The sequence below is a fragment of the Stenotrophomonas sp. TWI169 genome (assembly GCF_039674705.1).
GTDB lineage: Bacteria > Pseudomonadota > Gammaproteobacteria > Xanthomonadales > Xanthomonadaceae > Stenotrophomonas > Stenotrophomonas maltophilia_P.
In genome coordinates, this window is record NZ_JBDJOB010000009.1 from 67,288 (window position 1) to 88,731 (window position 21,444).

The following is a 21,444-nucleotide window of genomic DNA, read 5'->3' on the forward strand; positions in this document are numbered from 1 at the left end:
ATGCGGAATGCACGCAGGATAGCCATACTGGCGTCCACACGATGAGGAGACCTGGGCACGATGGGCGAGATCCTGGTGCTTTACTACAGCCGCGGTGGCTCGGTGGCACGGCTGGCGCGCCAGATCGCGCGGGGAATCGGCGAGGTGCCGGGAATGGTGGCGCGGCTGCGCACGGTGCCGCCGGTGGCGGCCGTGACCCAGACCGCACAGCCGCCGGTGCCCGACGATGGCGCCCCCTACGTGAGCGTGCAGGATCTGGCCGACTGCCAGGGGCTGCTGCTGGGCAGTCCGACGCGGTTCGGCAACATGGCCGCGCCGGTCAAGCACTTCCTCGATGGGCTCGGTGCTGAATGGGTCAATGGCACGCTTGCGGGCAAGCCCGCCGGCGTGTTCACCTCGACCGCATCAATGCACGGCGGGCAGGAATCGACCCTGCTGACCATGCAGGTGCCGTTGCTGCATCACGGCTGCCTGATCGTCGGCATTCCATTCACCGAACCGGGTTTGAGCCACACCACCAGCGGCGGCACGCCCTACGGCGCCAGCCATGTGGCGGGAGCGGCCGACGACCCGCAGCCGACCGATGATGAGGCGGTGCTGGCGCGGGCGCTGGGCCGTCGCGTCGCCGATATCGCGCAGCGGCTGGCCCGATGAACGCCGCGCCGCGTACGGTTCTGCTGCTGGCCCTGATGGGTCTGGCCGCGCTGTTTGCAGGCTGGTTCATCAACGACAAGCACTGGCTGGCCACCCAGCTGGTGTTCACCGCCCCACCGCTTGCACTGGCCATCGCCCTGCGCCTGGGCTGGCGCAAGGCAGGGTTCTGGGCCTCCGTGCTGGCGCTGGGCTGGTTCAGCCATGGCGTGATGAGCGCCTGGAGCCACCCGGAAACGCGCTGGCTGGCCTTGCTCGAGATTGCCCTGGCACTGACCGTGATCTTCGCCGCCAGCCTGCCGGGCCTGCGTGCGCGCTTCGGCAGGCGACGCTGACGCTGCGCCTCCCGGGCCGTATCATCTGCGTTCCCGGCCCCGCGCCGCTGCACCTGTCCTGGTTTCGCGCATGCACATGATGGAAGAGCTCCTGGTCGTCACCACCGGTGGCACGATCGACAAGATCTACTTCGACGACAAGTCGGACTACCAGATCGGCGATCCGCAGATCGGCATGATCCTGCGCGAGCTGGGGGTGACGTTCCGCTTCAACGTGATTCCGATCCTGCGCAAGGACTCGCTGCACATCAACGATGAGGACCGCGAGCTGATCCGGGCCACCATCGCGGCGCAGCCGACCCGGCATGTGCTGGTGACCCATGGCACCGATTCGATGGTGCAGACCGGCAAGGTGCTGGCGACGATCGCGGACAAGACCATCGTGATGACCGGCGCGCTCAGTCCGGCACGTTTCCGCGGTTCGGACGCGGAGTTCAACATCGGCTGCGCGATCGGCGCGGTACAGTCGCTGCCGGCCGGCGTCTACATCGCGATGAACGGGCGGATTTTCGACCCGCAGCACGTGCGCAAGAACGTTGCCGCAAACCGCTTCGAATCGGTTTGAGGAACGGAGTGCCGACCAAGGTCGGCACCCACCACGACGCGGCGGCACGCACCACCGCGCGGCCCCATGCGAAAACGCCCCGGCCGAAGCCAGGGCGTGCCCTAGGAGAGGGTCTTGGGCTCAGTACTGCGCGTTGAGGGTCACGCCCGAGAAGGTGCTGTAGGCCTTCACCCGTACGTACCAGGTACCGGCAGCGGGGCTGTTGACCGTGCAGGTTTCGCTGTTGCCGCTCAGGTACGGACGGCAGGTGTAGGCGGTATCGGTCGGCGCGCTGCCCTGCCGCAGGTACAGGTCGGCATCACCGCTGCCGCCGCTGATCGTCACCCGCAGCTGGCTGCTGCCGGACGGGACATTGACGGTGTAGTTCAGCGAAGCGCCCGATGCGGCACCCAGTCCGCTCACCGGTACGTTGTTCTGCAGCACGGTGCCGCCCGGGTTCGGGTTGCCACCGCCATTGATCGCTGCCGCCACTGCCGCATCGGCGTCGATGATGCCGGCGCCACAGCCACCCGAACAGGCACCCGGCAGCGGCCGAGCGGTGCTCTTGATGATGCTTTCCACCTGGGCCGGGCTCAGCGGGCTCGGTGCGACCGACTGCATCAGCGCGACCACGCCGGCCACGTGCGGTGCCGCCATCGAGGTGCCGTTGTACGAGGCATAGCTGGCGCTGCCCGGCGTGGTGGTGCCGGTGTTGAGCGTGGACAGGATGCCCTGGCCCGGCGCGGAGATGTCGATGCCCGTGCCGTAGTTGGAGAAGCTGGCACGTGCGCCCGCCGACGTGGTGGCCGCCACCGCGATCACGTTCGGGCAGTTGGCCGGTACCGATGAAGACACGTTGGTGTTGCTGTTGCCTGCGGCCACCACCACCGTGGTGCCACGGCCGACGGCGCCGTTGATCGCGTTCTGGTAGGTGGTCGAGCAGCTGCCGCCACCACCCAGCGAGAGGTTGATGACCTCGGCCGGATTGGCATTGGCCGGCACGCCGCTGACACTGCCGCCGGAGGCCCACACGATGGCGTCGGCGATGTCGGAGGTGTAGCCACCGCACTTGCCGAGCACGCGCACCGGCACGACCTTGGCATTGAAAGCCGTGCCCGCCACGCCGGTGCTGTTGTTGGTCACCGCTGCGACGGTGCCGGCAACGTGGGTGCCGTGCCAGCTGGAGTTGGAGGCCGGGTAGCCTGCGCCACATTCGTTGGCGGCGTACCAGTCACCCTCGTCGTTGGGATTGCTGTCGCGGCCACCGCCGTCGCGTGCCATTGCCGCGTCGCTGATGAAGTCATAGCCGGGCAGGATGTTGGCGTTCAGATCGGGGTGGTTGGTGATGCCGGTGTCGATCACCGCGACGACCACGCCGGTGCCGGTGGCCTTGTCCCAGGCCGGGCGCACGTTGATCGAGGCGTTGGACGTACCGAACCCCCACTGTTCGCTGAAGCGGGTGTCGTTCGGCGTCAGCGTCGCGCGCATGATCTGGTCGACTTCCACGTATTCGACGTTGGGGTCGGCGGCGAGCTTGCGCATCAGCAGCTCGGATTCGGCCTGGTCCAGCGGACGATCGGTCCTGACCAGGGTCGGGCCGACGGCCAGCTTGCGGACCTGCTGCAGGCCCAGCGCGCGGCCCTGGCTGCTGGCAAGGCCCGCAGCCGCTGTCTTCAGCGACGATGCCAGGGCGGTGGTGTTGGCCACCGGCGCACTGCCGTCGCGATACTTGACGATGAAACGCTGGTGCGTCGGCGCGGACTGCAGCCCGCTGAGCTGGACATCACCGGCCAGCGCAGGCGTGGCCAGCAGCAGCGATGAAAGAACGGAAGCACCAAGGACCACCCACACTCGACGCACACGCGGTTGCGTTACCTGGGACATCGTATTTCCCTTTCTAGTGGTGTGAATGCCGGAATCGGCAGAAACACCGGCCCGGACCATGGGCTGGCTTGCGTTGGCGAGGTCCGGAGTCCGGCGAGCCAGCGGATCCCCCTTACGATCCGCCGTGCCGATGACGCTAATGGCCTAAACCGGACACCACAATATTTTCAGTGTCTTTTCAGGAACATGAAATGTTCGATCTGAGACTTTCCGGGTCGAGGGTTTGTGAAGATGAAGGAACTTTCGCGCCACGCGCACGAACCTGACTGGGCAGATGTCCTGTCCACCGATGACTTTGCCGACATCGGCGGCCGGCCTTCCCTGTAAACGACGAAGGCCCGTCGCGGGGACGGGCCTTCGGGGAACAGCGCCGCCGGGCATGGGCCCGGCGCTACAGCCTGGCGGGAGGATCAGCCCAGCCTGACCAGCCAGTTGTGACGGTCCGGGAGGCGGCCGTACTGGATGTCGGTCAGTTCCTTGCGCAGCGACATGGTCACTTCGCCGGCCGGCGCGTTGAGGTCGCCCACCGAGAAGCCTTCGCCCTTGAGCTGGCCGATCGGAGTCACCACCGCAGCGGTGCCGCAGGCGAACACCTCGCTGATCGCACCGGATGCAACGCCGTCCTTCCACTCGTCGATGCTGACCTTGCGCTCCTCGACCTTCATGCCGCGGTCGCGGGCCAGCTGCAGGATGCTCTCGCGGGTGATGCCTTCCAGGATGCTGCCCGACAGCTGCGGCGTGACCAGGGTGCCGTCCTTGTAGACCAGGAAGACGTTCATGCCGCCCAGTTCCTCCAGGTACTTGCCCTCGACCGGGTCGAGGAACAGCACCTGCGAGCAGCCCTGCGCCTGGGCCTTCTGCTGCGGCAGCAGCGAGGCGGCGTAATTGCCACCGCACTTGGCCGCGCCGGTGCCGCCCTTGGCCGCACGCGCATATTCGGTGGACAGCCAGATCGACACCGGTGCCACGCCCTTGGCGAAGTACGGACCGGCCGGGCTGGCGATGACGTAATAGCCGGCCTTGTGCGCGCCACGCACGCCGAGGAAGGCCTCGTCGCCAATCATGAACGGGCGGAAGTACAGGCTGGACTCATCCGCCGACGGCACCCAGGCGCTGTCCACGGCGATCAGCTGTTTCAGCGACTCGACGAAGATCTCCACCGGCAGTTCCGGCAGCGCCAGGCGCTGTGCCGAGCGCTGCAGGCGACGGCCGTTGGCATCCGGGCGGAAGGTCCAGATCGAGCCGTCTGCGTGGCGGTAGGCCTTGATGCCCTCAAAGATCTCCTGGCCGTAATGCAGCACGGCCGCTGCCGGGTCCAGCTGCAACGGGCCATAGGCACGCACGTTGGCGTTGTGCCAGCCGGTGTCCTTGTCCCACCGCACTTCCACCATGTGGTCGGTGAAGTGCAGGCCGAAACCCGGCTTCTCCAGGATCGTGGCGCGCTCTTCAGCGCTGCGCGGGTGGTCCGAACGGGTGACGGCGAAGCTGGGGATGGACTGGGACACCGGAGGATTCCTGTTCTGGTTGCGGGTAGTGCCGGGCCCGCGTCACTGCGGGCCCTGGGTCAAAGCATGCCGGTCTCGAGACGGGCCGCCTCGGACATCATGTGCTGGTTCCATGGCGGATCGAACACCAGCTCGACGTCGGCCTCGGCCACGGTCGGGATCATTTCCAGCTTGCTGCGCACGTCGTCGACCAGGATGTCACCCATGCCGCATGCGGGCGCGGTCAGGGTCATCTTCACGTCGATCTCGCGCTGGCCCTCGTCCAGATGCTTGATCTCGACCTCGTAGACGAGGCCCAGTTCGACGATGTTCACCGGAATTTCCGGATCGAAGCAGGTGCGAAGCTGCTGCCATACCAGTTGCTCCACCTGTTCGTCGGTGGCGTCGGCCGGCAGTTCCAGCGGAGCGGGTGCTTCCTTGCCGATGGCGTCGCCATCCTTGCCGGCGATGCGGAACAGGTTGCCTTCGACGAATACCGAATAGCTGCCGCCCAGCGCCTGGGTGATGTACCCATAGCTGCCGGCGGGCAGGGTCACGGTGTCGCCCTGCGGGACCATCACGGCCTCGCAATCGCGTTCGAAGTGGACAGGTTCGCTGCTACGGGAATACATGGGGACCGATATGGGGCCGTGGCCATGGCCACGCAAGACGGCATTCTAGCCCAGCCGTCCTGCGCCCGCCGGTGCACCGCGGCAAACCACAGTATCCTGTGGGTGACTTTCAGGAAGCTTCGATGTCCTCCAATGCCGCGCGTGCCAGGACCGTGACCTGGCTCTGGCCCTTCATGCTGCTGCTGGGCCTGGTTGTTGCTCCCCTCGCCTGGATGCTGCTGGCCCTGATGACCGGCCGCCAGGTCGGCTGGATGGCAGTGCTGACCGCTCTGGAACTGGTGTTCATGCTGCGTCTGGGCACACTCGGTCCCGGCCGTCTTCGCGTGGCCCTGGTGGTGGCCGGCACGCTGCTGGTGGCGGCGGTGGCGAACTGGGCGATCGCCAGCGCCTGGATGGGCGGCTCGATGGGGCTCAACCCCTGGGACGCCTCGCTGCGCATGGGCCCGCATCTGGCCTGGACGCTGATCAACCTGGCCAATGGCGCGATGGAATGGCTGTGGCTGGCGATCGGCGTGGCCGTCGGCGCCTGGCTGGCGCGCTGATCGCACCTGATTCGGGTAGCGCCGGGCCATGCCCGGCGCTGCCGCTACGGCTCAATGCCCGCCGTCGAGCGCCTTCAGCTCGCTGACCAGCGACGCTGCCGCCTCAGCGCCGTCGCCGTACAGCATGCGCGTGTTGTCGGCGTAGAACAGCGCATTCTCGATCCCGGCAAAGCCGGTCCCGCGACCGCGCTTGATCACCACCACGTTGCGTGCGTTGATCACGTCCAGCACCGGCATGCCGTAGATCGGACTGGCCGGATCGGTACGTGCGACCGGATTGACCACGTCGTTGGCGCCGATCACCAGCGCCACATCGGTGCTGGTGAACTCGGGATTGATGTCGTCCATGTCGGCGATCAGGTCGTACGGCACACCGGCCTCGGCCAGCAGCACGTTCATGTGCCCGGGCATGCGCCCGGCGACCGGATGGATGGCGAACTTCACCTTGACCCCGCGCTGCCCCAACCGCTGTGCCAGTTCCCAGATCTTGTGCTGGGCCTGGGCCACGGCCATGCCGTAACCGGGCACGATCACCACGCGCTCGGCGAAGGCCATCATTGCCGCCACATCGGCCGCCTCGATCGGCTTCTGCGCGCCGGTGATCGCCTGTGCCTCTCCGCCTGCACCCCCCCCGAAATTGGAGAACAGCACGTTGCGGATAGGCCGGTTCATCGCCTTGGCCATCAGGCGGGTCAGCAGGATGCCCGCCGCGCCGACCATCATGCCGGCGATGATCAAGGCCTCGTTGCCCAGCACGTAGCCCTCGAAGGACACCGCCAGACCGGTGAATGCGTTGTACAGCGAGATCACCACCGGCATGTCGGCGCCACCGATCGGCAGCGTCATCAGCACGCCCAGCGCCAGTGCCAGCACGAAGAAGGCGATGATCGCCCAGGTGCTGAGCGTGCTGGCCGCGACGATGGCCAGCACCACCACCGCCAGCGCCACCCCCAGGTTCAACGCCTGCTGCCCTGGCCAGGTGACCCGCTTGTCGAGGCGGCCATCCAGCTTGGCCCAGGCGATCACGGAGCCGGACAGCGACACCGCGCCGATCGCGGCGCCGACCACCGCCAGCAGCAGCACGGTGGTGGAAGGCTGGCGTGCGGCAAGGTCGGCCAGCGCCTGTTCGCTCCAATGGGTGGTATCGCGATGGGCCAGGAAGGCGTAGCGCAGCAGTTCGACCGCACCGATCGCCGCCGCCGAACCACCGCCCATGCCGTTGTACAGCGCCACCATCTGCGGCATGTCGGTGACCGCGACCTTGCCGGCCGACCACCAGGCCAGGCCGGCACCCAGCAGCAGCGCGACCAGGATAAGCGGCACGTTGTGCAGCTCGGGCAGGAAGAACGTGGCCGCGGTGGCCAGCAGCATGCCCAGCCCGGCCCAGCGGATGCCGCTGCGCGCGGTCAGCGGCGAGGCCATCCGCTGCAGGCCGAGCAGGAAGAGCGTGGCGGCCACCAGGTAGCTGGCCTTGACCAGCCAATCGAGCAGTTCGACGGTGCTGATGTTCAAGCCTGCGGCTCCTTCGGTTCGTCCTTGCCTGCCCGCGGCGTGCTCGGCCTGAACATCTCCAGCATGCGCGCGGTGACCACGTAGCCGCCGGCGGCGTTACCGGCACCGAGCGCCACGGCGATGAAGCCCAAGGCCTTTTCCAGCGGCGTCTGTGCGTGGCCGAGCACCACCATCGCGCCGATCAGCACGATGCCGTGGATGAAATTGGAACCCGACATCAGCGGGGTGTGCAGGATCACCGGCACCCGCGAAATGATCACGTGGCCGGCGATGGCGGCCAGCATGAAGATGTACAGCGCCACGAACCCGTCACTCATCAGCAACGCTCCCGCTCTGTCTTCGTCGGCCCATCATAACCATGGGCTGAACCCGGCGCGCATCCTCGTCAACCGGGGCCGCGCTCACGCGTTGTCGATGGTGACCCCGAGCAAGGAACCGTACCCTGTGCTGGTGAGCAGCCCCGTCCCCCCGACCGCCGACACCGATGCCCTGCCGGCGTCGCTGGAAGCGTTCCTGGCGAGCATCGGCCCGCGCGCGTTCCGCTTCGCCGAGGCCGGCCTGCGCCAGCGCGAGGATGCCCTGGACGCCGTGCAGGATGCCCTGCTGCGCATGCTGGACTATGCCGACAAGCCCGCCAGCGAATGGGCGCCCCTGTTCTGGAGCATCCTGCGCCGGCGGGTGATCGACCTGCAGCGCCGACGCCGCTTCCGCCTCCCGTTCTGGCGCGACAACCAGGATGCCGACGGTGCCGACATCGACTGGGCCGACCCCGGCCCTACCCCGGCGCAGGCGCACGAGCAGCACCAGCAGTACCAGCAGCTGGTGCAGGCGCTGCGTACGCTGCCCGCCCGCCAGCGCGAAGCGTTCACCCTGCGCGTGCTGCAGGATCTGGACGGCGCCACCACCGCCCGCGCCATGGGCTGCAGCGAAGGCGCGGTAAAGACCCATCTCGCACGCGCCCGGCAGGCGCTGCAGGATTATCTGGAGAACCCCCCGTGAACCGCTCCCTGCCCTCCGATGACGCCTTGCGGCGCCTGCATGCGCATTCTCTGCAGGCGCTGTCGCCGGCAACGCTGTCGCGCCTGCGCCAGGCCCGCCAGGGCGCCCATGCAGCCCATCGTGGGCGCTGGCGTTGGTGGCTGGCCAGCGCCTGCTCGCTGGTGGTGGCGCTGGGCATCGGCGTGCAGTTCACCGGTCCGGACGTGCCGACGCGGCCAGCGCCGGTACCGACCGTTGCCGCAGTGGAAGACAACAGCGCGCTGTACGACGAGAATCCCGATCTGTACCTGTGGCTGGGCGACACCGACCTGGCGATGGAGTGAATCATGCTGCGACATCTCTCCCTGCCCCTGCTGATCGCCCTGGCGCTGCTGCCTGCAGCACCGGTGCTGGCGCAGACCCATGCGCCCGCGCCGCCCGCTCCCGGTGCTCCACTGCCTGCCTGGGATCAGCTCAGCCCCGCCCAGCGCGAGGCGGTGCTGGCCCCGCTGCGCGACCGCTGGAACGGCGCCGATGCCGGTCAGCGCCAGCGCATGCTGGCCCATGGCCAGCGCTGGCAGTCCATGAGCCCGGAAGAGCGCGACAAGGCCCGCCGTGGCCTGCGCCGGTTCGAGCACATGAGCCCGGAACAGCGTGAACAGGCACGCGCATTGTTCGGGCAGATGCGCCAGCTGCCCCCTGCCCAGCGCGACGCCCTGCGCGATCGCTGGTCCCGGATGACGCCGGAGGAGCGTCGCGACTGGGTGCGGGACAACCCGCCACCGGCAAAGCCGCGGTAGGCCTTCGGGATGCAGGGTCAGATCCCTTTGCCAGAGGCAAAGGGATCTGACCCCATGCCATTCACGCCTGCCAGCGCGTCTTTGCCAGCAGTTCGTCTTCCCAGTCGAAGCTCAGCTGACCTTCGCGTACGAACAGGGCAACGAAGTTGAGCAGGTTGCGCGCATACATCTCGCTGGCCTGGGTCGCACCCCGGCTGGCCAGGCCCAGTGGTCCATCGATGGTCACGCCCTGGTGTTCGATGCACTGCCCCGGCTGGGTCAGCGCGCAGTTGCCGCCGCTCTCGGCCGCCAGATCGACGATCACACTGCCCGCCGCCATGCCTTCCACCATCGCCGCAGTGACGATGGTCGGTGCCGGACGGCCCGGCACGGCTGCGGTACAGATCACTACATCGACGATGCGCAGATGGTCGGCCAGCCGCCGCTGCTGCTCGGCCCGTTCTTCCTCGGTCAGCGCCCGCGCGTAGCCGCCCTCGCCGGCCGCGCTGACGCCCAGGTCGAGGAAGCGTGCGCCCAGCGACTGGATCTGCTCGCGCGTTTCCGGCCGCACATCGAATCCTTCCACCTGGGCGCCGAGGCGGCGCGCAGTAGCGATCGCCTGCAATCCTGCAACGCCGGCGCCGATCACCAGCACCTTGGCCGGACGCACGGTACCGGCCGCGGTGGTCAGCATCGGGAAGAAGCGCGGTGCACGCTCGGCTGCGATGAGCGCAGCCTTGTAGCCCGCCATGCCGGCCTGCGAACTGAGCACATCCATCGCCTGCGCACGGGTGGTGCGCGGCAACAGCTGCAGCGGGAACAGCAGCAGGCGGTCCTCGCTGGCCAGCGCCGCCAGTGTCGGATCGCTGGCCGGCGTCAGCAGGCCGACCACGGCTGCGCCCGGCTTGAGCCGGGCCAGCACCTGCGCCGGCGGCGCCTGCACGCACAGAAGGATGTCGATCTCGCCCCAGCGACCGTCATCGAATGCACGTGCGCCCGCGTCCTGATAGGCGGCATCGGGAAAACCGGCGGCCTCGCCCGCACCGGTTTCGTACCAGACGGTGACGCCCAGTGCGGCGAGCTTGCGCGCGGTCTCCGGCGTCAACGCTACGCGCCGTTCGCCCGGCGCGGTCTCCTTGATCCCCAGCAACGCCACGGCCATGCAGGTCCCCGCTGATCGGTGAGTTTTCCCGATCCTAGCAGGCGGCTCCCGCTCAGTGCAGGGTGGCGTTGCCCGGGTCGAGGCGGTCGATCACGCCCTGCATGGCGCTGTCGAAGGCGCCATCGTCGACATGCGCACGCAGGCGGCCCAGCCGCACCATCACCGCCAGTTCCTCCGGCGAAGCCACGCAGAAGCGCACGCCACGCCGGTTGACGAACAGCAGCCGGGAAGAAATCGGGCTCACCCAGGACAGCTTGCCGGCCTGCACCTTGCCGTCCTTGTCGACGAAGTCCAGCCAACTGCCGATCTCCATCCGGCGGAAGCGATCGGCATCGGCATTGTCGAAATCGTCGGTATCCACCTGGCTGCCCAGTTCGACCGTCGGCGAGTCCGCAACCGGCGGCATGGGCAGGACAACCTGCGGCAGCTCCGGCAGCGCACGTTCCAGCTCCGGCCGTGACTCGGCGATGCCCTGCAGGGTGTCATGCAGTGCATCGATGGCCGAGGTTGCCGCATCGCCGTGTACGCCGACACTGGCGAACACCTTGGCCAGCACCGGCTGCCAGGCTTGCAGCCAGGGCTTGCCGATGATCTGCCGGCGCGCTTCGGCCACTTCCTCCAGCAGGCCATCGCCCAGGGCCAGGGCTTCGGCGACCGATGCACCGTCTTCGCCCTCGCGCAGCAGCGCCAGGGTCAGGTGGTGCTGCCACGGCTGGCGCAGGAACTCGGCGATGGCCGGTGGCAGGGTGGCATCGCCTATGCGGCGATCCAGCTCGGTGGCCGCGCGCGTGCGGGCCATTTCCAGCTTTTCCTGGCCGCGCTGCGTTTCCGCTGCGCGCCGCTCGGCAATCTCGACGCGGCGACGGTGCTGCACCAGGAAGTCGCGGAACTCCTCTTCCAGGGTGAGGAAGATGGCCAGGTTCTCGTTGAACTCGGCGACCAGGCGCTCGATGATCTCCTCCACCTTGGCCATCAGCATGCGCTCGGCCTGGCTCTCGCCGGTGTTGCCTTCGCAGGCCTCGGCCAACGAATTGAGCAGCTTGCGCGCCGGATGGGTCTTCTGCACGAACATCCGGCGGTCGAGCATGGCGACCTTGACGAAGGGCACCACCAGGCGGCCGATCAGTTCGCGCGAGCGACCCTCCAGTTCGCGTTCATCCAGCATGACGTCGAACAGCATGCCGACCAGGTCGATCGCGTCCTCGTCCTGCGGATCCAGGCGGGTCTGGCCCGGGTCGACGCCCAGCCGGGTGGCGCTGGACAACACCTCGCTCTTCAGGCGCTGCGCGAGCGACTCACCATCCTCACCGATCGCCGCACGCAGCGTGGCGCTGGGGGTCGCCTGCAGCAGCGACAGCACCGACATCATCTCGCGCTGGCTCAACGGGCGCTGCTGGCCCACGGCCACCTGCGCGGCCGATGTTGCGTCCTCACGCACGTGGCGCGTCTGCTGCAGCAGTTCCTGCAGCGCTTCCAGCAACATCCCCTGCTGGCCATAGGCCTCGCTGCCGGCGGCGCCGGGACCGTCCCCACCGGCCTGCTGAAGGTGGCCTCGGCGCTCGGACCAGCGCGCGGCGAAGCGCTGCGCCCACGCCGGTGCGGCCTGCTCGTCATCGCTGAAATCGCTGTCGAACCCCGGCACCGGGCGCTGTTCGACCAGATCGTCCAGCCCCTGCGGTGGACGCGGGCCCGGGGCCGCCGGGGTGCGACGCACCGCGCCCATCTGCGACATCACGCCGGCCGCCGCGAGCTGCTCGTCCAGCTTGTCGTAGATGCGGCCGACCGGCGCGCGCAGGTCGCGCTCGCACAGCTTGATCAGCACCAGGTGGACTTCCGGCGCCAGTTCGCAGCCGGCGAAGGCCTCGTGGATGGCCACGCCCAGATGTTCCGGGCTGATCGGGTTCAGGTCGGCATCCAGCGGCACATCGCCGGCCAGCCAGCCCAGGCGGCGGTCCAGCCGCGCCAGAACCGGCTTGAAATCACGCAGCAGCACCGTGGCGAAATTGCGCACCGCCAGCCTCGATTCGAGCACGTGCTCGGCCAGCAGGCTCAGGCCATCCTCGGCCGGGCCGGACAGGGTCGCATCCGCCGACAGTGGCTCTCCGGCAACCAGAGCCGCCCAGGCACGTTGCAGATGGCCGGCAAAGGCCGCCGCGATCTCCTCGCGCCGCCGGCGCAGCTCGCGCATCGCATCAAGGAACAGCAGCTGCGAGGCGCCGGCATTGCCGGCACGGTCGAACAGGGCGTCGTCGAAGCGCGCCAGTGCTGCCCCGAAGGCCTGGCACAGCGCGGGCAGGACGGCGTCACGGGCAAGCTGGAACTGGGCCGGGTCACGACCCGACGTTCCCAACGGTGTGGGCGCGCTCATCATTCGGGAAGGCTCCCCACCTTCTCTGGTGCGACAGACAACATGGACATCGCGACGACCGGCACACCCCATGTACCGATACGTCGATGGTAGGCCGGCCCGCCCCTCACGGACAGTGAAACAGTCCTCACTTCAAACCTCGTGACCCACGGCCCGGCAAGAGGGATATCGTAAGCCGTGCAAGGCCCGCGAGGCGAGAGGAAGCCGGCGTCCGATTGCCGCCAGTGGCATGATGTTCATCACAGTTTGATAGTGAGGGGACAGACGCCGCAGCCACGGCGTCATCGACCACCGCGACTATAATCAAATGCCCGTGATGACCGGTTCAGACGCCATGCCCGACCCCGCCGCCCTGCTTGCCCTCGATGCCCGCCGCTCGGTGCCCTCGCGGCAGCTGGGCGAGCCCGGGCCGGACCCGCAGACCCTGCTGCGCATGCTCTCCTCGGCGGTGCGGGTGCCCGACCACGGCAAGCGGGTGCCGTTCCGGTTCCTGAAGATTGCCGGCGATGCGCGTCACACTCTGGGCGCGTTCCTGGCCGAGCGCAGCCGCCAGCGCGATCCCACTGCCGGCGAGGCCGTGTTCGAGAAGGATCGCCAGCGTTTCAGCCATGCGCCGCTGGTGATCGTGGTGGTGGCCAGCCCCCGCCCCGACCCGAAGGTGCCCGAGCAGGAGCAGCTGATGACCGCTGGATGCGTCTGCTTTGCCCTGCTGCAGGCCGCACAGGCGCTGGGCTTCGGCGCCCAGTGGCTGACGGCGTGGATGGCGTTCGACCCGGCCGTACACGCCCATCTGGGGCTGGCCGACGGCGAGCGCATCGCCGGTTTCATCCATATCGGCACCGCCCGCGCCGACGTGCCCGAGCGCGAGCGTCCGGATCCAGCCGCCCTGCTGCGCGACTGGACGCCACCGGCATGACCTTGCCGGCACCGGCGCCGGCGCTGTACCTGGTCGACGCCAGCATCTACGTGTTCCGTGCCTGGCACTCGCTGCCCGACCAGTTCCAGGATGCGCAGGGCTGGCCGACCAATGCCGTGCACGGCTTCGCGCGCTTCCTGCTGGACCTGCTCGAACGCGAGCGTCCGCAGCACATCGCCATCGCCTTTGACGAGGCGCTGGACAGCGGCTTCCGCCATCGCCTGTATCCGGCGTACAAGGCCAACCGCGATCCGGCTCCGGAGGCGCTGAAGCGCCAGTTCGTGCATTGCAAGGCACTGTGCGCGGCGCTCGGTCTGGCCGTGCTTGCCCATCACGACTACGAGGCCGACGACCTGATCGGCAGCGCCCTGCATGTGCACCGCGGCAGCCACCGCGGTGTCATCATTTCCGCCGACAAGGACCTGTCGCAGCTGCTGCTGGACCACGACGAGCAGTGGGACTATGCGCGCAACCAGCGCTGGAGCGTGGCCGGGGTGAAAGCGCGGCATGGCGTGCATGCGCACCAGATCGCCGACTACCTGGCACTGTGCGGCGATGCGGTGGACAACATCCCCGGCATCAGCGGCGTCGGCAGCAAGTCCGCGGCGGTCCTGCTGGCCCACTTCGGCAGCCTGGATGTGCTGTACGAGCGCCTGGACGAAGTGCCCTTCCTGCGCCTGCGCGGCGCAGCGCAGATGGCAGTGCGCCTGCGCGAGCAGCGCGAGCATGCCCTGCTCTGGCGACAGCTGACCACCATCGCGCTGGACGCGCCGCTGGAAGGCTGCCAGCCCGGCCTGCTGCGGCAGACGGCCGACCCGGAGCTGCTCGGCGGCCTGTGCCAGACCCTGCGCTTCGGCCCGATGACCCGCCGCCGGCTGTTCAACGCCGCCGGCATGGCCGACCCGCTTCCCACTCCCTCCTTTTCCAATTCCGGCGAGCCCGCATGAGCCAGCGCAATACCGAAGCCCCGCGTGTCGTCTATGAAGGCAAGTACCAGCGCATGCTGGTACGCGGCACCTGGGAATACAGCGAACGCACCCACGCCGGTGGCCTGGCGGCGATCATCATCGCCGTCACCCCCGAGGACAAGGTGCTGTTCGTCGAGCAGTTCCGCGTGCCCCTGCAGGCATCGACCATCGAGATGCCGGCCGGGCTGGTCGGTGACATCCATGCCGGCGAGTCGATCGAAGTCTCGGCGGTACGCGAACTGGAAGAAGAGACCGGCTGGACCGCCGAGCACGCCGAAGTGCTGATGATCGGCCCGACCTCCTCAGGCGCCAGCAGCGAGAAGATCGCCTTCGTGCGCGCCACCGGCCTGCGCCGGATCGGCGAAGGCGGCGGCGATGACAGCGAGGACATCACGGTGCACGAGGTCCCGCTCAAGCAGGCTGCCGCGTGGCTGGTGCAGAAGATGGGCGAAGGCTACGAGCTCGATGCCAAGCTCTGGGCCGGGCTGTGGATGATCGAACATCACCTGGACGGGCGCCCGCGTGGCTGACGCCGACCTGCACACCTTGCCGGCATTGCTGGGCGCTGACGACCCGGCGATCTACACCATCCACCGGCCGCAGGGCGCTTCGCCGTACCTGCTGCTGGCCGATCACGCCGGGCAGCAGGTACCGCGCGCACTGGCCGGCCTCGGCCTGCCGCAGCGCGAACTTGACCGCCATATCGGCTGGGACATCGGCATCGCCGGCACCACGCGTGCATTGGCCGAACGGCTGGATGCCTGGGCCATCGAGCAGACCTATTCGCGCCTGCTGATCGACTGCAACCGTCCGCTGGCATCGCCGACCCTGATTCCGGAAGCAAGCGATCACACCGTGGTACCGGGCAACGCCGGCCTGTCGGCCGCACAACGGCAGCAGCGCATCGACGCGATCCACGCGCCCTATCACGCCCGCATCGAAGCGGAACTGGATGCGCGCCGCGAAGCCGGCCGCCCGACCCTGCTGGTGATGATGCACAGCTTCACTCCCTCCATGAACGGCACGCTGCGGCCATGGCATGCCGGCGTGCTCTACCACCAGGACACGCGCTTTGCCCACGCCCTGCTGCAGGCACTGCGCGAGGAAGGCGATCTGGTGGTCGGTGACAACGAACCGTATTCGGTAAGCAGTACCAGCGACTACGCGGTACCGGTGCACGGCGAAGGGCGCGGCCTGGTGCACGTGGAACTGGAGATCCGTCAGGACCTGATCGCCGACGCGGCCGGGCAGCAGGCGTGGGCCGAGCGGCTGGCGCGGATCTTCAGCGCGTTGCAGCCACGGCTGCTGGCATCGGTGTAACGCCATCCGGGCCCGGTAGCGCCGGGCCATGCCCGGCGGCACTGGAGGATTCACCGTCGCGTTGCGCCTCGCCGGGGATGGCCCGGCGCTACCGGGTCATCCTGCAGGTCGATCATGCGTCGTTGGCCAGGCAGGCGGGGACCGCCGGGGCGACCGGCGCCGGGCGCAGGGCCAGCGCGATGACCACGCCGAGCAGTGCAAACACTGCGGCGCCGTACTCCGCACGCACCAGCCCGGTCAGCGCATCCGGAGAGCCGGCAGCTGCCACGTCGGCGTTGGCCACCATCACCAGTACCGCCAGGCCCAGCGCACCGCCGATCTGCTGTGCGGTGGCCGCCATGCCCGACGCCACGCCCTGCTGCGCCGCCGGCACGCCCTGACCCGCCACGATCCACATCGCGGTCCAGGTCATTCCCTGGCCGATGCTCAACACCACCACGCCCGGCAGCAATGGCCAGAAATTCGAGGCATGCGGCAGTGCCGCCGCCACCCAGGCGATGCCGACGGCACCGGCCAGGTTGCCGATCACAAGCACTCTGCGCGCGCTCCAGCGCTGCAGCGTCCACTCGGCAAGCTGGATGCCCACGGTGCACACCGCCGTGGCCGGCAGGAATGCCAGGCCGGCCTGCAGCGGACTCCAGCCGTAGCCGTCCTGGAAGTACAGCGCCATGAAGTAGTACTGCACACCGTAGCTGCTCATGAACGCGAAGGTCAGGCCGAGGGCGGCACGAAGGCCCGGCAGGCGCAGCAGCGCGAACTGCATCAGTGGATCGCGGCTGCGCAGCTCGATCTGCACGAACGCGAACAGGATCAGTATCGACAGCACCAGGCAGCCCAGCGTGACGGGCGCCGCCCACCCCCATTCGGGGCCCTGTACCAGCGTGGTCACCAGCAGGCTGCCACCCAGGGTCACGGTGATGCAGCCGGCCAGATCGAACGAACGGCCCTGCGGGCGCGAAGCATCGGGCGGCAGCCACGCACCGGCGGCAAGCGCGCACGCGGTGGCCAGCGGCACGATCACCGCCAGCACCGCCGGCCAGCCGAAGGCCTGGGTGAGTACGCCACCGAGCAGCGTACCCAAGGCAAGACCCACTGCACTGGCCATGCTCCAGATCGCCAGCGCGCGGTTGCGGGCCGGGCCTTCTTCATACAGCGTGTTGATCAGGGCCAGCGTTGCCGGGAACAGCAGCGCGGCACCGATGCCCTGCGCTGCGCGCGCGATGATCAACAGGCCCGCATTCGGCGCCAGCGCGCCGAGCAGCGATGCCACCGCGAACAACAGCATGCCCAGGCGGTAGAAGCGGCGGCGGCCGATCAGGTCGGCGGCACGCCCGCCCAGCAGCAGGCTGCCGCCGAAAGCCACGGTGTAGGCACTGACCACCCATTGCAGCTGCTGCGCGTTGATCTGCAGCGCGCGGCCCATGTCATGCAGCGCGACAAAGATGATGGTGGCATCCAGGGCGATGATCAGCTGGGCGGTGGCCAGCAGGGTCAGTGCCCAGCGCGGGTATTTGAGGGGAGGCATCGGTGGTCTGGACTGAAGGGGGGAGCGCAGTCTCATTGATGCAGCGAAATCAATAAACCCCTCACCCGCCATATCTGTCATGATTTTCTGCATGAGTGGATCATCGATGGACCTCAACGCGGTGCGCATGCTGGTGCACGTGGCCGAAGCACGCAGCTTCACCGTCGCTGCCGGCCAGCTCGGCCTGAGCCAATCCGGGCTGTCGCGCGCGATCAGCCGGCTCGAGGTGGACCTGGGCGTGAAGCTGCTGCAGCGGAACACGCGCAACGTGGCATTGACCCCGGATGGGCGCCAGTTTGTGGAACAGGTCGCGCCACTGCTGTGCGGACTGGAGGACGCGGAACGGCAGCTTGCCGATCGCCCCTGCACGCCGTCGGGCACGCTGAAGATCAGTGCGCCGTCGATGTTCGGCCGCAAGGTGCTGGTGCCCCTGCTGGCGCCGCTGCTGGAGCGCCATTCACAACTGCAGGTCGAAGCCGTGCTCAGCGATCGCCTGGTCGACCTGGTCGATGAGGGGTTCGACGCCGCGCTGCGTACCGGCACCATCGCCGATCAGCGCATCGTCGCCCGGCCCCTGCGACCGCTGCGCTGGGTGACCGTCGCCAGCCCGGACTACCTTGCCCGGCGCGGTGCACCGGGTGATGTGGCCGCACTGGCGGGGCATGCCTGCCTGGCCGTGCGCAACCTGCGCAGTGGCCGCCTGGTGGACTGGCAGTTCCTTCAGGACGGCCAGCTGCGCGAGTTCACGCCACCGACGCGGATGGTGTTCGACAGCGGCGACCCATTGGTGGAAGCCGCCATCGCCGGCATCGGCATCGTGCAGGTAATGGACTTCGCCGTGGCCGACGCCTTGGCCGACGGCCGTCTGCTGCGCGTGCTGCAACCGTATGAAGGCCGCAGCCGCGAACTCTCTTTGATCTACCCACCTTCGCGCCAGCACTCGCCGAAGCTGCAGGTGCTGGCCGACGCGCTGCTTGCAGGGGACTGGTAGCACCGGGCCATGCCCGGCGAGTCAGACCGCGGCAACAGATCGCAATGCCGCCGGGCGTGGCCCGGCGCTACCGGCGTGTTACGCGAAGCTGTCCGTGGCGCGCACCAGCGCGTCGACATTCTCCGCTTCGAACGCGGAGTGGCCCGATGCCGGGGTGATTTCCAGCTTCGCCTTCGGCCACACCTTGGTCAGGTCCCAGGCATTGGCGAGCGGGCACACCACGTCGTAGCGGCCATGCACGATCACGCCCGGGATGTCGGCGATGCGGTGCGCGTCGCGCAGCAGCTGGTCTTCCACCTCGAAGAAGCCACCATTGACGAAGTAGTGGTTCTCGATACGGGCAAAGGCCAGCGCGAAATGCGGGTCTTCGTGGCTGTTGATGAAGTCGTCATCCACATGCAGGAAGCTGGTCGCACCCTCCCACACGGCCCAGGCCTTGGCTGCTTCCAGGCGGGTCGCCTCGTCTTCACTGGTCAGGCGACGGTGGAACGCCGAGATCAGGTCATGGCGTTCCACCACCGGAATGGGCTTCAGATAGTGCTCCCATGCATCGGGGAACAGGCGGTTGGCGCCTTCCTGGTAGAACCACTCCAGCTCCCAGCGGCGGAGCATGAAGATGCCGCGCAGAACCAGTTCGGTGACGCGCTGCGGATGGGTTTCGGCGTAGGCCAGCGCCAGGGTTGACCCCCAGCTACCACCGAACACCTGCCAGCGGTCGACGTTCAGATGCTCGCGCAGCCGCTCGATATCGGCGACGAGGTCCCAGGTGGTGTTGTCCACCAGATCCGCATGCGGCGTGGAACGGCCGGCACCGCGCTGGTCGAACAGGATGATGCGGTACTTCGCCGGGTCATGGAACTGGCGCATCTTGTCGCTGCAACCGCCGCCCGGACCGCCGTGCAGCATCACCACCGGCTTGCCATCCGGATTGCCGCACTGCTCGAAGTACAGCGTGTGGCGGTCGTCGACCTTCAGGGTGCCGACGTCATAGGGGGTGATGGCGGGGTACAGCGTACGCATGCTTGCAGCTCCAGGGTGATGCCCTGCCGGGGCAGGAGAACCCCCATTCTAGGCCGGTCGCCGGCCGAGGGTGACCCGATCACGCTGCTCAAGGTCCTGCTGGGTCTGCACGTCGGCGAAACCGGCCGCATCGAACAGCGTGCGGATCGCCGCGCCCTGGTCCCAGCCGTGCTCGATCAGCAGCCAGCCCGCCGGCTGCAGGTGTTCGGGCGCGCCTGCGACGATGCGGCGGATATCGTCCAGTCCGTCGATGCCGGACGCCAGCGCGCTGGCCGGCTCGAACCTCAGGTCGCCCTGCTGCAGATGCGGATCTTCGCTGGCGATGTAGGGCGGATTGCTGGCAATCAGTGCAAAGCGCGCGCCCTGCAGCGGTGCGTACCAGTCCTGTCCACCTTCAGCGAAACGCACGTTGCGCAGTTCATGGTGGGCGGCATTGCGCGCAGCCATGGCCAGTGCACCGGGGCTGGCATCGGTGGCCAGCACCTGTGCCAGCGGCCGCTCGCTGGCCAGGGCCAGGGCGATCGCACCACTGCCGGTGCCGAGGTCGGCCACGGACAGCGGGCGGTCCGATGGCAGGCGTTCCAGCGCCAGCTCCACCAGCAGTTCGGTTTCCGGACGCGGGATGAGGGTCGCCGCATCGACCCGCAGATCAAGCGTCCAGAACCCGCGCCGGCCGGTCAGGTAGGCCACCGGCTCACCGGCGGCGCGACGCGCCAGCAGCGCCTCGAAGGCAGCCTGCGCCGTTGCCGGCAGCGGATCGGTCGCATGGGCGAACAGCCAGCTGCGTGGACGCTCCAGCACATGCAGCAGCAGCAGCTCGGCTTCGTGGCGGGCGTCGATGCCGCCCAGGCGGGCGCTGGCGTCGGCCACCACCTGGCGCAGGGAGGGTTGGGTTGGGGAAGACATTCCGCAATTGTAGAGCCGAGCCCATGCTCGGCTGCGTCTGGAACAGCCGAGCAAGGGCTCGGCTCTACAGATCCGCGGTCGAGCGTGGGCTCGGCTCTACAAAAGCTGGAATCCGTTCAGGTTTCGCCCGAGGGCATAAGGAGGGGCTATCAGCCCTCTTCACGCGTCCCTGGCGATTTTCCTTGTCACACAGGCAGTTGCAGGATGAGGGACGCAAGGTTCAGTGCGGGCTCATGGCAATTTGATAGGCTGCATCTATCAAATAGATGCAATCAATGGATTGTTCTTATCGCAACTGAGCCGGTAACCTAGCTCCTGTCGATTCACCCACTCCCTTCACCCAGAGGAAAAATGATGTCCCTCATCAATACCCAGATCCAGCCGTTTGAAGCCAACGCCTACCACAACGGCGAGTTCATCAAGGTTTCCGATGCCAGCCTGAAGGGCCAGTGGTCCGTCCTGATCTTCATGCCGGCTGCATTCACCTTCAACTGCCCGACCGAGATCGAAGACGCCGCCGACCACTACGCCGAGTTCAAGAAGGCTGGCGCTGAGGTCTACATCGTCACCACCGACACGCACTTCTCGCACAAGGTGTGGCACGAAACCTCGCCGGCCGTCGGCAAGGCCCAGTTCCCGCTGGTCGGCGACCCGACCCACCAGCTGACCAACGCCTTCGGCGTGCACATTCCGGAAGAGGGCCTGGCCCTGCGCGGCACCTTCATCATCAATCCGGAAGGCGTGATCAAGACCCTGGAGATCCACTCCAACGAGATCGCCCGCGACGTCTCCGAGACCCTGCGCAAGCTGAAGGCCGCCCAGTTCACCGCCGCCAACCCGAACCAGGTGTGCCCGGCGAAGTGGAAGGAAGGCGAGAAGACCCTGACCCCGTCGCTGGACCTGGTCGGCAAGATCTAACGCAGCACC

At 68.0% G+C, this 21,444-nt stretch carries 23 protein-coding genes; 13 read left to right on the top strand and 10 right to left on the bottom strand.

Annotated features, from left to right (window positions below):
• Window positions 1-60: 60 nt before the first annotated feature.
• The 3 genes from wrbA (at window position 61) to ABE543_RS09155 (ending at window position 1,551) form a co-directional block, all read left to right on the top strand.
• A complete protein-coding gene (gene wrbA, locus ABE543_RS09145) occupies window positions 61-654 on the top strand; it encodes an NAD(P)H:quinone oxidoreductase (RefSeq protein ID WP_053519154.1) in 594 nt (197 codons plus the stop codon).
• A complete protein-coding gene (locus ABE543_RS09150) occupies window positions 651-986 on the top strand; it encodes a DUF2069 domain-containing protein (protein WP_065175995.1) in 336 nt (111 codons plus the stop codon). Before wrbA ends, ABE543_RS09150 begins: the two co-directional genes overlap by 4 nt.
• A gap of 79 nt (window positions 987-1,065) precedes the next feature.
• Window positions 1,066-1,551 (top strand): asparaginase domain-containing protein, encoded by a 486-nt coding sequence (locus tag ABE543_RS09155; RefSeq protein ID WP_053519164.1) that lies wholly within the window; start codon window positions 1,066-1,068, stop codon window positions 1,549-1,551.
• A 120-nt stretch (window positions 1,552-1,671) separates the two neighbouring features.
• Here ABE543_RS09155 and ABE543_RS09160 read toward each other — a convergent pair whose 3' ends face one another.
• From ABE543_RS09160 to sufT, 3 genes are all read right to left on the bottom strand, one after another.
• Window positions 1,672-3,414 carry a S8 family peptidase gene (locus ABE543_RS09160; protein ID WP_053519150.1) on the bottom strand — a complete coding sequence of 581 codons (1,743 nt, stop codon included), beginning with the start codon at window positions 3,412-3,414 and terminating at the stop codon, window positions 1,672-1,674.
• A 410-nt stretch (window positions 3,415-3,824) separates the two neighbouring features.
• The gene (locus ABE543_RS09165; protein ID WP_053519148.1) at window positions 3,825-4,919 is read right to left on the bottom strand and encodes a branched-chain amino acid aminotransferase; all 1,095 of its coding nucleotides are present in this window, start codon (window positions 4,917-4,919) and stop codon (window positions 3,825-3,827) included.
• 59 nt (window positions 4,920-4,978) lie between these two features.
• On the bottom strand, window positions 4,979-5,530 hold the full coding sequence (sufT, locus tag ABE543_RS09170; protein ID WP_004144911.1) for a putative Fe-S cluster assembly protein SufT: 552 nt from the start codon (window positions 5,528-5,530) through the stop codon (window positions 4,979-4,981).
• Between the two features lie 122 nt (window positions 5,531-5,652).
• Between sufT and ABE543_RS09175 the strand changes: the two genes are divergently transcribed.
• Window positions 5,653-6,072 (top strand): hypothetical protein, encoded by a 420-nt coding sequence (locus ABE543_RS09175; RefSeq protein ID WP_053519146.1) that lies wholly within the window; start codon window positions 5,653-5,655, stop codon window positions 6,070-6,072.
• A gap of 51 nt (window positions 6,073-6,123) precedes the next feature.
• On the opposite strand, the gene ABE543_RS09180 is transcribed toward ABE543_RS09175, so the two are convergent.
• Together ABE543_RS09180 and ABE543_RS09185 are read right to left on the bottom strand one after the other, a co-directional pair.
• Window positions 6,124-7,584: an NAD(P)(+) transhydrogenase (Re/Si-specific) subunit beta gene (locus ABE543_RS09180; protein WP_346475603.1), complete on the bottom strand. Its 1,461-nt coding sequence runs from the start codon at window positions 7,582-7,584 to the stop codon at window positions 6,124-6,126.
• Window positions 7,581-7,901, bottom strand: a complete 321-nt coding sequence (locus ABE543_RS09185) for an NAD(P) transhydrogenase subunit alpha (protein WP_346475604.1) — start codon at window positions 7,899-7,901, stop codon at window positions 7,581-7,583. Before ABE543_RS09185 ends, ABE543_RS09180 begins: the two co-directional genes overlap by 4 nt.
• A 97-nt stretch (window positions 7,902-7,998) precedes the next feature.
• Here ABE543_RS09185 and ABE543_RS09190 point away from each other — a divergent pair, with 97 nt between their 5' ends.
• From ABE543_RS09190 to ABE543_RS09200, 3 genes are read left to right on the top strand one after another with little or no spacing between them, the layout of a single operon-like run.
• A complete protein-coding gene (locus tag ABE543_RS09190) occupies window positions 7,999-8,583 on the top strand; it encodes an RNA polymerase sigma factor (RefSeq protein ID WP_081279792.1) in 585 nt (194 codons plus the stop codon).
• A complete protein-coding gene (locus ABE543_RS09195; RefSeq protein ID WP_053519138.1) occupies window positions 8,580-8,906 on the top strand; it encodes a hypothetical protein in 327 nt (108 codons plus the stop codon). Before ABE543_RS09190 ends, ABE543_RS09195 begins: the two co-directional genes overlap by 4 nt.
• Before the next feature lie 3 nt (window positions 8,907-8,909).
• Window positions 8,910-9,362 carry a DUF3106 domain-containing protein gene (locus ABE543_RS09200; protein WP_053519136.1) on the top strand — a complete coding sequence of 151 codons (453 nt, stop codon included), beginning with the start codon at window positions 8,910-8,912 and terminating at the stop codon, window positions 9,360-9,362.
• 61 nt (window positions 9,363-9,423) lie between these two features.
• On the opposite strand, the gene ABE543_RS09205 is transcribed toward ABE543_RS09200, so the two are convergent.
• Both ABE543_RS09205 and ABE543_RS09210 read right to left on the bottom strand, forming a co-directional pair.
• On the bottom strand, window positions 9,424-10,503 hold the full coding sequence (locus tag ABE543_RS09205; RefSeq protein WP_262217992.1) for an NAD(P) transhydrogenase subunit alpha: 1,080 nt from the start codon (window positions 10,501-10,503) through the stop codon (window positions 9,424-9,426).
• Between the two features lie 52 nt (window positions 10,504-10,555).
• Complete coding sequence (locus ABE543_RS09210) at window positions 10,556-12,874, bottom strand: DUF1631 domain-containing protein (protein ID WP_128988694.1); 2,319 nt, start codon at window positions 12,872-12,874, stop codon at window positions 10,556-10,558.
• Window positions 12,875-13,205: 331 nt separating this feature from the next.
• Between ABE543_RS09210 and ABE543_RS09215 the strand changes: the two genes are divergently transcribed.
• The 4 genes from ABE543_RS09215 to ABE543_RS09230 are packed head-to-tail and all read left to right on the top strand — an operon-like array spanning window position 13,206 to window position 16,075.
• Window positions 13,206-13,787, top strand: a complete 582-nt coding sequence (locus tag ABE543_RS09215; protein WP_065176012.1) for a nitroreductase — start codon at window positions 13,206-13,208, stop codon at window positions 13,785-13,787.
• Window positions 13,784-14,734 (top strand): 5'-3' exonuclease H3TH domain-containing protein, encoded by a 951-nt coding sequence (locus ABE543_RS09220; RefSeq protein ID WP_065175990.1) that lies wholly within the window; start codon window positions 13,784-13,786, stop codon window positions 14,732-14,734. Before ABE543_RS09215 ends, ABE543_RS09220 begins: the two co-directional genes overlap by 4 nt.
• The gene (locus ABE543_RS09225; protein WP_053519128.1) at window positions 14,731-15,285 is read left to right on the top strand and encodes an NUDIX hydrolase; all 555 of its coding nucleotides are present in this window, start codon (window positions 14,731-14,733) and stop codon (window positions 15,283-15,285) included. Before ABE543_RS09220 ends, ABE543_RS09225 begins: the two co-directional genes overlap by 4 nt.
• The gene (locus ABE543_RS09230; RefSeq protein ID WP_065182853.1) at window positions 15,278-16,075 is read left to right on the top strand and encodes an N-formylglutamate amidohydrolase; all 798 of its coding nucleotides are present in this window, start codon (window positions 15,278-15,280) and stop codon (window positions 16,073-16,075) included. The genes ABE543_RS09225 and ABE543_RS09230 overlap by 8 nt, the downstream gene beginning before the upstream one ends.
• A 112-nt stretch (window positions 16,076-16,187) precedes the next feature.
• Here the strand turns inward: ABE543_RS09230 and ABE543_RS09235 are convergent, their stop codons facing one another.
• Complete coding sequence (locus ABE543_RS09235) at window positions 16,188-17,600, bottom strand: MFS transporter (RefSeq protein ID WP_193396236.1); 1,413 nt, start codon at window positions 17,598-17,600, stop codon at window positions 16,188-16,190.
• A 106-nt stretch (window positions 17,601-17,706) separates the two neighbouring features.
• Here ABE543_RS09235 and ABE543_RS09240 point away from each other — a divergent pair, with 106 nt between their 5' ends.
• Complete coding sequence (locus tag ABE543_RS09240; RefSeq protein ID WP_346475615.1) at window positions 17,707-18,591, top strand: LysR family transcriptional regulator; 885 nt, start codon at window positions 17,707-17,709, stop codon at window positions 18,589-18,591.
• A 78-nt stretch (window positions 18,592-18,669) separates the two neighbouring features.
• On the opposite strand, the gene pip is transcribed toward ABE543_RS09240, so the two are convergent.
• Both pip and prmC read right to left on the bottom strand, forming a co-directional pair.
• Window positions 18,670-19,611 (bottom strand): prolyl aminopeptidase, encoded by a 942-nt coding sequence (gene pip, locus ABE543_RS09245; RefSeq protein WP_065175985.1) that lies wholly within the window; start codon window positions 19,609-19,611, stop codon window positions 18,670-18,672.
• 48 nt (window positions 19,612-19,659) lie between these two features.
• Complete coding sequence (gene prmC, locus ABE543_RS09250; RefSeq protein ID WP_065182850.1) at window positions 19,660-20,517, bottom strand: peptide chain release factor N(5)-glutamine methyltransferase; 858 nt, start codon at window positions 20,515-20,517, stop codon at window positions 19,660-19,662.
• A 354-nt stretch (window positions 20,518-20,871) separates the two neighbouring features.
• Here prmC and ahpC point away from each other — a divergent pair, with 354 nt between their 5' ends.
• A complete protein-coding gene (gene ahpC / locus ABE543_RS09255; protein ID WP_005408159.1) occupies window positions 20,872-21,435 on the top strand; it encodes an alkyl hydroperoxide reductase subunit C in 564 nt (187 codons plus the stop codon).
• The last annotated feature ends 9 nt before the right edge of the window (window positions 21,436-21,444 follow it).

Excerpts from the sequence above, each read along its gene's own strand:
- ABE543_RS09200 (WP_053519136.1), top strand. The coding sequence starts at position 8,910 with ATGCTGCGACATCTCTCCCTGCCCCTGCTGATCGCCCTGGCGCTGCTG.
- ABE543_RS09220 (WP_065175990.1), top strand. The coding sequence starts at position 13,784 with ATGACCTTGCCGGCACCGGCGCCGGCGCTGTACCTGGTCGACGCCAGC.
- pip (WP_065175985.1), bottom strand. The coding sequence starts at position 19,611 with ATGCGTACGCTGTACCCCGCCATCACCCCCTATGACGTCGGCACCCTG.
- ABE543_RS09150 (WP_065175995.1), top strand. The coding sequence starts at position 651 with ATGAACGCCGCGCCGCGTACGGTTCTGCTGCTGGCCCTGATGGGTCTG.
- ABE543_RS09190 (WP_081279792.1), top strand. The coding sequence starts at position 7,999 with ATGGTGACCCCGAGCAAGGAACCGTACCCTGTGCTGGTGAGCAGCCCC.
- ABE543_RS09155 (WP_053519164.1), top strand. The coding sequence starts at position 1,066 with ATGGAAGAGCTCCTGGTCGTCACCACCGGTGGCACGATCGACAAGATC.
- ABE543_RS09160 (WP_053519150.1), bottom strand. The coding sequence starts at position 3,414 with ATGTCCCAGGTAACGCAACCGCGTGTGCGTCGAGTGTGGGTGGTCCTT.
- sufT (WP_004144911.1), bottom strand. The coding sequence starts at position 5,530 with ATGTATTCCCGTAGCAGCGAACCTGTCCACTTCGAACGCGATTGCGAG.
- prmC (WP_065182850.1), bottom strand. The coding sequence starts at position 20,517 with ATGTCTTCCCCAACCCAACCCTCCCTGCGCCAGGTGGTGGCCGACGCC.
- wrbA (WP_053519154.1), top strand. The coding sequence starts at position 61 with ATGGGCGAGATCCTGGTGCTTTACTACAGCCGCGGTGGCTCGGTGGCA.
- ABE543_RS09210 (WP_128988694.1), bottom strand. The coding sequence starts at position 12,874 with ATGATGAGCGCGCCCACACCGTTGGGAACGTCGGGTCGTGACCCGGCC.
- ABE543_RS09240 (WP_346475615.1), top strand. The coding sequence starts at position 17,707 with ATGGACCTCAACGCGGTGCGCATGCTGGTGCACGTGGCCGAAGCACGC.
- ABE543_RS09235 (WP_193396236.1), bottom strand. The coding sequence starts at position 17,600 with ATGCCTCCCCTCAAATACCCGCGCTGGGCACTGACCCTGCTGGCCACC.
- ABE543_RS09205 (WP_262217992.1), bottom strand. The coding sequence starts at position 10,503 with ATGGCCGTGGCGTTGCTGGGGATCAAGGAGACCGCGCCGGGCGAACGG.
- ABE543_RS09185 (WP_346475604.1), bottom strand. The coding sequence starts at position 7,901 with ATGAGTGACGGGTTCGTGGCGCTGTACATCTTCATGCTGGCCGCCATC.
- ahpC (WP_005408159.1), top strand. The coding sequence starts at position 20,872 with ATGTCCCTCATCAATACCCAGATCCAGCCGTTTGAAGCCAACGCCTAC.
- ABE543_RS09175 (WP_053519146.1), top strand. The coding sequence starts at position 5,653 with ATGTCCTCCAATGCCGCGCGTGCCAGGACCGTGACCTGGCTCTGGCCC.
- ABE543_RS09225 (WP_053519128.1), top strand. The coding sequence starts at position 14,731 with ATGAGCCAGCGCAATACCGAAGCCCCGCGTGTCGTCTATGAAGGCAAG.
- ABE543_RS09215 (WP_065176012.1), top strand. The coding sequence starts at position 13,206 with ATGCCCGACCCCGCCGCCCTGCTTGCCCTCGATGCCCGCCGCTCGGTG.